At 55.3% G+C, this 7,378-nt stretch carries 7 protein-coding genes; all 7 read left to right on the top strand.

Features of this window, described 5'->3' with window-relative positions; all coding sequences use genetic code 11:
* Positions 1-319: 319 nt before the first annotated feature.
* Entirely contained in the window at positions 320-1,330 is a 1,011-nt protein-coding gene (gene dusA / locus ACIQ0R_RS09805; protein ID WP_395826649.1) for a tRNA dihydrouridine(20/20a) synthase DusA, read from the top strand.
* A gap of 291 nt (positions 1,331-1,621) precedes the next feature.
* Complete coding sequence (gene ribBA / locus ACIQ0R_RS09800) at positions 1,622-2,734, top strand: bifunctional 3,4-dihydroxy-2-butanone-4-phosphate synthase/GTP cyclohydrolase II (RefSeq protein WP_395826647.1); 1,113 nt, start codon at positions 1,622-1,624, stop codon at positions 2,732-2,734.
* 113 nt (positions 2,735-2,847) lie between these two features.
* A complete protein-coding gene (ribH, locus tag ACIQ0R_RS09795; RefSeq protein WP_395826645.1) occupies positions 2,848-3,333 on the top strand; it encodes a 6,7-dimethyl-8-ribityllumazine synthase in 486 nt (161 codons plus the stop codon).
* A gap of 151 nt (positions 3,334-3,484) precedes the next feature.
* Entirely contained in the window at positions 3,485-3,955 is a 471-nt protein-coding gene (gene nusB, locus ACIQ0R_RS09790; protein WP_395826642.1) for a transcription antitermination factor NusB, read from the top strand.
* 453 nt (positions 3,956-4,408) lie between these two features.
* A complete protein-coding gene (locus ACIQ0R_RS09785) occupies positions 4,409-5,587 on the top strand; it encodes a pyridoxal phosphate-dependent aminotransferase (RefSeq protein ID WP_395826640.1) in 1,179 nt (392 codons plus the stop codon).
* Between the two features lie 77 nt (positions 5,588-5,664).
* Positions 5,665-6,360: a fumarylacetoacetate hydrolase family protein gene (locus ACIQ0R_RS09780; protein ID WP_395826638.1), complete on the top strand. Its 696-nt coding sequence runs from the start codon at positions 5,665-5,667 to the stop codon at positions 6,358-6,360.
* A gap of 24 nt (positions 6,361-6,384) precedes the next feature.
* Complete coding sequence (gene maiA, locus ACIQ0R_RS09775) at positions 6,385-7,047, top strand: maleylacetoacetate isomerase (RefSeq protein ID WP_395826636.1); 663 nt, start codon at positions 6,385-6,387, stop codon at positions 7,045-7,047.
* The last annotated feature ends 331 nt before the right edge of the window (positions 7,048-7,378 follow it).

Below are 7,378 nucleotides of genomic sequence, written 5' to 3'. Positions count from 1 at the left end.
ACGGCAAGATCAACAGCAACACCAAGAGCAACAGAAAAACCGGGACAGCGCCGCGCAGCTGTATTGGAGGCAGGAAGTGCTTCTTAAACTATGCAGATATTTGTCTGGACAGATGGGTCCACTTTAGTCTTAGTCGGGAGCGACTTACTGATAGACTTATGGCCTTTCCGACGCATGTCGGCAACCTGGCGAGATTGGCGTTTTCTTATTGATTCCATCCGCAGTTCTCCGTAATTTCTGCGTACTGAGCGCGCAAAATTGCATAAAACAATGCATAAAAATTGTTGTGTGAGAAATCAGTAAAACTTAAAAATGCTTTATGAAATCAAGTAATTATCGCGGTAGGCGCATATCCGTTGCGCCCATGATGGACTGGACCGATCGCCATTGCCGCGTGTTCCACCGTCAAATCACGCGCCACACCTGGCTGTATACTGAAATGGTGACGACCGGGGCCTTGTTGCATGGGGATGTGCCGCGTCATCTGAATTTTGATGAGGTCGAACATCCGGTGGCATTGCAGTTGGGGGGCAGCGAGCCCGCTGATCTGGCCAAGAGCGCTAAATTGGGTGAGCAGTGGGGTTACGATGAGATCAATTTGAATTGCGGCTGTCCTTCCGAGCGCGTGCAAAAGGGGGCGTTTGGCGCTTGCCTGATGGCGGAGTCGGCGTTGGTGGCGGATTGCGTTAAGGCGATGCGGGATGCGGTGGCGATCGATGTGACTGTCAAACATCGGATTGGCATCGACAAGATCGAGTCTTATGAGTTTGTCCGCGATTTTGTCGGGACCGTGGCGGAGGCGGGCTGCCAGACGTTTATCGTGCATGCGCGCAATGCGATCCTGAAGGGGTTGAGCCCGAAGGAAAATCGCGAAATCCCGCCGCTGAAGTATGAGTATGCTTACCAACTGGCGCGCGATTTTCCTGAGCTGGAAATCATCATCAACGGCGCCATCAAGACCACTGCGGAAATCGATGCTCACTTACAGTATGTCGATGGCGTGATGCTGGGGCGCGAGGCCTATCACAATCCCTATCTGATGGCAGATTTCGATGCACGCTATTTCGGCGATGCCGCTGCGCTGCCGAAGACGCGCGCCGAGGTGATCGAGGACATGTTGGCTTATATCCGCGAGCAGTTAGCCCGCTATGGACGGGATGGCAACGGTTTGCGTCTCAACAGCATTACCCGCCACATGCTGGGCCTGATGGCCGGTATGCCGGGCGCCAAATCGTTTCGTCAGGCGTTGTCGGATTCGAAAAGACTGGCGTTGGGCGATCCGATTTTGTTGATCGATGCATTGGCGAAAATGCAACCATTGAGCGCTTGAGCTAAGTGCTGGTTTGGCGGCGACGTATTTGCAACGCATCTGCAAAGTTGACATATCGTCAGTTCTGACGAAAGTACTGCGAAGTGCTGTCCGTAAAACATTTTCAGTCTGCTAAATCCTTTAAAATAGCCACTTCGGGGTTATTCGGGCTTGTCAGCGTCGCTGGCAGTGGACCGAGAGCGGCCGATCAATAGCAGTTCAGCGCGATTTACAGCACATATAAGCTGGCCGCAGACCGCTCACGAGGCGGCTTGCGGATCGGTTATTTTCAAGGCGAATTCAAGGCGAAGCATGTCAATTGCAGCTACAGAGGAAATCATTGCCGAACTCCGTGCCGGGCGCATGGTTATTTTGGTGGATGAAGAAGATCGTGAAAACGAGGGCGACCTGGTTCTGGCCGCCGATTTTGTGACGCCTGAGGCGATCAATTTCATGGTTCGCTATGCGCGTGGTCTGGTCTGTCTGACCTTGACCGAAGAGCGTTGCGATCAGCTCAATCTAAGCATGATGACCAGCCGTAACGGCACCGCCTACGGCACCAATTTTACCGTCTCGATCGAAGCTGCCGAAGGCGTCACGACCGGTATTTCCGCAGCCGATCGCGCGCGCACGATCCAGGTTGCGGTGGCGGCGGATGCCAAGCCTGACGATATCGTCCAGCCTGGCCATATCTTCCCGATCAAGGCGCGCAAGGGTGGCGTGTTGATGCGTGCCGGCCACACTGAAGCCGGTTGCGATCTCACCGAAATGGCGGGCCTGACCCCGGCTGCGGTGATTTGCGAAATCCTCAAGGAAGACGGCACCATGGCGCGACTGCCGGATTTGCTGGAGTTCTCGAAGGAACACGGCTTGAAGGTTGGCACGATTGCCGATCTGATCCATTATCGCGGCCAGCATAAGAGCATCGTCGAGCGGCTCGCTGAGCGCGCCACGCATACCGCGCAGGGCACCTTCAAGACCATCGCCTATCGCGATACCCCAAGCGGTGGCGCCCATCTGGCGCTGTTGCATGGCACGCCGTCGCCGCAGGTGGAAACGCTGGTGCGAGTGCATCAGCCGGTATCGATTCTGGATCTGCTGGAAACCGAAGAAACCAACCATTCCTGGAGCATGGCATCGGCCCTGGCGGCGATTGCCGCTTCACCTTGCGGCGTCGTGGTGCTGCTCAATTGCGAGGAATCGGCAGAGCAGATTTTTGCCAAGTTCGCAGCACTGGAGGCAGTCTGCAGCGGCGCCAAGCCGGCGGCCCCCAGGGTTGACTTGCGGACTTACGGCATCGGCGCGCAGATACTCAAGGATCTCGGCGTCGGCAAGATGAAACTGCTGGCCAGTCCGCGCAAGATGCCTTCGATGACAGGCTATGACCTGGAAATTACCGGATATCAAAATAAGCCGAACGCTTGAGTGACAGATCGTGGCCGCCGGGCTGCTTGGAAACCGGATTAAAACGCTGAATTTTGTAACGCTCTTATAAAACAATGAATAGATAAGCGCCTGATGCGCAGAGAAGGAAAATCATGACAGTCGGAATTTATGAAAGCAATCTGGATGGTACAGATTTACGTATCGGTATTGTGCAAGCTCGCTTCAATGAAGATGTTTGTCACGGGCTGCTGTCTGCCTGTCTGGCAGAGCTGAAGCATTTGGGGGTGGCCGATGAAGATATTTTGCACGTCACCGTGCCAGGGGCGCTGGAAATCCCGCTGGCGCTGCAAAAGATGGCGGAGACCATGCAGTTCGACGCGCTGATTGCGATTGGCGCGGTGATTCGTGGCGAGACTTATCACTTTGAACTGGTCTCCAACGAATCCGGCGCTGGCATCACGCGCGTCGGTTTGGATGCCGGTATCCCGATCGCAAATGCGGTGCTGACCACAGAGAACGATGAACAGGCCGAAGCGCGCATGGAAGAGAAGGGCACCGATGCGGCGCGGGTAGCGGTTGAGATGGCTAATTTGTCAATCGCGCTGGAAGAACTGGCTGAAGCCACCAGCGAAGAATAAAATGGTTTGGATAATGGCCGCCTGTCGTTCTTGAACGGCATGCAGTTGGTGGTGAGTTGCGCCGCGCATGTGCATTGCCGGCGGCAGCAAGAGCGCCCAGCGCCTGACCGATGAGCTGTACCTACAAGATTTACTATAAGCTGGAAAAATTATGACCAATAAAACTTTGCACGCCAATCCGAGCAAGAGCCGCACGCCTCGTCACCGCGCGCGCGAATTCGCGTTGCAGGGCCTGTATCAATGGCTATTGAACAATGAAGATGTGACTGCCATCAGCAAGAACATTCGTCAGGCACACGGTTTCGACAAGGCCGATGCCGAGCATTTCAACTCGCTGCTGTACGGCGCGATCAAAGATGTTGTCGCATTGCGTGCGGGCCTGTCGCCGTTGATCGACCGCAAGATCAGCGAGTTGTCGCCGGTGGAGCGCGCGGTGTTGCTGATCGGCGCTTTCGAGCTGCAAAATCACGTCGAAATTCCCTATCGCGTTGTCATCAACGAGGCGGTTGAACTGACCAAATCGTTCGGCGGCATCGATGGTCACAAGTACGTCAATGGCGTGCTGGATAAATTTGCCGCCAAGGCGCGTGCGACTGAAATCGACGCCGGCAAAAAATCCTGAATCGGTAAATCCTGCAGGCAAGGAAGCGCTTGGTCGCGTCTGCGAATCGGAATTGGCTTAGCTGTTCAAGTGCCGCTTCATGGCCTGTTCATATTTAATTGGGGAGTGCGAACGCGGCGCAGGCGTTGCGCTCCTGGGCGCGGCACCGCAGCGTAGCGTTGCTACGGTAAGGCGCAGTAACAACGGCATGCGATGTCTGCTACCCTTCCCGGAGGGGGCAAACCAACAACGTGCGCTGGCCGCGTTGCGCGGCTTGCCAACCCACGTTTTGGTATGAGGCATATCGAAAATTGAGTGATAACGGGCTCTGGTAACAGGCTCTGGTAACAGGCTCTGGTAACAGGCTCTGGTAACAGGCTCTGGTAACAGGCTCTGGTAACAGGCTCTGGTAACAGGCTCCGGTCTTGTGTCAGCTTTGCCGCTGAAAGCACCACGCCATTCGGAAAAGTATTCATGACATTCTCGCACCTGGCGTCACGTCTCGGTAACATTGCTCCTTTCCACGTGATGGAGCTGGCAAAAATGGCTGCGGCGCTGGAACGCGAAGGCCGTCATATTATTCACATGGGTATCGGCGAGCCCGACTTTACCGCGGCGCCGCTGGTTATTGAAGCTGCCGCCAAGGCGATGGCCGACGGCAAGATGCAATACACCTCTGCCACCGGTTTGCCGGCGTTGCGCGCAGCGATCTCTGCGCATTATCTGACGGTATTCGGTCTGGACATCGCGCCCGAACGTATCGTCGTTACGGCGGGTGCTTCGGCCGCCTTGCTGCTGGCTTGTGCAGCATTGGTAGAGAAGGGGAGCGAAGTGCTGATGCCAGATCCGTGCTATCCGTGTAACCGTCACTTTGTCGCTGCCTTCGACGGCCAGGCGAAGCTGATTGCCAGCGGCCCGGCCGAACGTTTTCAATTGTCTGATCTCATGGTGCGTGAGCACTGGGGCGCGCAAACTCGCGGCGTGCTGCTGGCTTCGCCATCCAACCCTACCGGCACTTCGATCCTGCACAGCGAACTGGCCAAGATAATTGTTACTGTGCGTGACAAGGGTGGTTTTTCTATCGTTGACGAAATCTATCAAGGCCTTAGTTACGATGCCGAGCCGTTTTCGGCGTTATCGCTTGGTGAAGACGTCATCGTCATCAACAGTTTTTCTAAATACTTCAGCATGACCGGCTGGCGTCTCGGTTGGCTGGTGCTGCCGGAAGCACTGGTACCGCCTATCGAAAAGCTGGCGCAGAACCTGTTTATCTGCCCGTCGTCAATTGCACAGCACGCCGCGCTGGCTTGTTTTGAAAAAGACTCGCTGGCCTTGTATGAGGCACGCAAGGAAGAGTTCAAGCGCCGTCGCGATTACCTGGCGCCGGAACTGACTGCGCTCGGTTTCAAGGTGCCGGTGATACCCGATGGCGCTTTCTACGTATATGCTGATTGCAGCGGTCTCCTCAAGGATGGCGGCGATGCCGACAGTCTGGTCAAGGATATTCTGAGGCGGGTTGGCGTCGGCATGGTTTCGGGACTGGATTTTGGTGACCATACCGCAGCGCATTATATCCGCCTTTCTTACGCGACCTCGATGGAGAATTTGCGTGAGGCGGTACGCCGTCTTGGCAGTTATTTCGGCAATAGTTAACTTGAATCAGAAGCAAAATACACAGCACGATTTTGTCCCATGCCGGCACGCCGGCAGTCCTCAAACAAGGAGCTTCCATGAATTTCGCTTTCCCTCCCAAAGTTTTAGCAACCGTGCCTGTAGAAGGCAGCGACCAGTTGTTTCCGGGGCATCGTATCTATTGCGTCGGCCGCAATTATGCCGAGCATGCCAAGGAAATGGGCGACAGCGGCCGTGAAGCCCCCTTCTTCTTCGCGAAGCCGGCCGATGCGGTGCTGCCGGTCGTGCATGGCAGCATCGGCGAGATGCCTTATCCATCAATGACGCAGGACCTGCATCACGAAATTGAGCTGGTGGTAGCGCTTGGCAGCGGCGGCAAGAATATTGCTGCTGCCGAAGCCGTCAAGCATATCTGGGGCTATGCAATCGGTCTCGATATGACGCGTCGCGACTTGCAAGCTGAATCCAAAAAACTGGGCCGGCCCTGGTGCACTGCTAAAGGCTTCGACTATTCCGCGCCTATCTCGCCAATTCATCCTGTGAGCACCACTGGCGTCATCGAGCAGGGCGATATTCAACTGCACGTCAATGGCGTGTTGCGCCAGCACGGCGACATCAATCAGATGATCTGGAATATCGCCGAGACCATTGAACAGTTGTCGGCGTATTTTGAACTTCAGGCCGGCGACCTGATCTTCACCGGTACCCCTGCTGGGGTCGGCGCGGTTGTAAAGGGTGATCTGCTGGAGGGTTCCGTAGCGGGCGTGGGCGATCTGCGGTTACGGTTGGTCTGAAGTCTGCGATTCGAGTACAAATCGATGAAACTGTATAGCTATTTCCGGAGCTCCGCTTCGTATCGCGTGCGGATTGCGCTTAACCTGAAAGGCATCGCGCACGATATCGTACCGGTGCATTTGTTTAAGCATGGCGGCGAGCAATTGAGCCAGTTGTATCGGACTCTCAACAGCGATGGCCTGCTGCCGACACTGGTTGCGGACGATGGCAGTGGCAGCCAGCATGTGCTGACGCAATCGCTAGCGATGATTGAGTATCTGGATGAAATTCATCCGATGCCGGCATTGTTACCGTCGACGCCGCTGGATCGTGCTTTCGTGCGGAGCGTCGCGCTGTCGATTGCCTGCGATATGCATCCGCTCAATAACCTGCGCGTGTTGCGTTATCTGGTACATGAGTTGAATGTCGACGACAATGCCAAGAATGCCTGGTATCGCCATTGGTGCGAGAGCGGCCTGGCAGCATTGGAGTTAACATTAGCCCGCGACAAGCGGCCCGGCAAGTTCTGCTACGGGGATTCCCCGACGCTGGCTGATTGCTGCCTGGTGACGCAGATATTTAATGCGCAACGTCTGAAATGCGATTTATCGGCGATGCCGACCCTGATGCGGATTCACGAAAACTGCCAGCAGTTGGATGCCTTCGTCAAGGCCGCTCCGCAAAATCAGCCAGACGCTGAAGTCTGAAATATGCCATCGCAATGAGCTGGTGTTATAGACATGGTCCCGCATGTGCGGGGACCGATTTCTTGCGCCTGCGTTAGCTGCAAGGTTGCCGGGATGCTGCGTCCAGGCAGCACCTAAGCAGCACCTAAGCAGCGCATAATTTATTGTCGCATTAACTGTGGTTGTGGATTGATGGTAGGTGAGCTTCCCTCGATTTTTCGTCTCCCAACAGGTGGCTTTTATGCCGCCTGTTTTTCCTGATGTTGCTCAGCGAGCCAGTCATCTAAATACTGGCAGGGTGAACGATAGCCAAGCGTCGAATGCTGCCGTTGGCGATTATAAAAGACTTCGA

Source organism: Collimonas sp. (genome assembly GCF_044339385.1).
GTDB lineage: Bacteria > Pseudomonadota > Gammaproteobacteria > Burkholderiales > Burkholderiaceae_D > Collimonas.
This window is presented reverse-complemented; position numbering and strand designations above follow the sequence as displayed.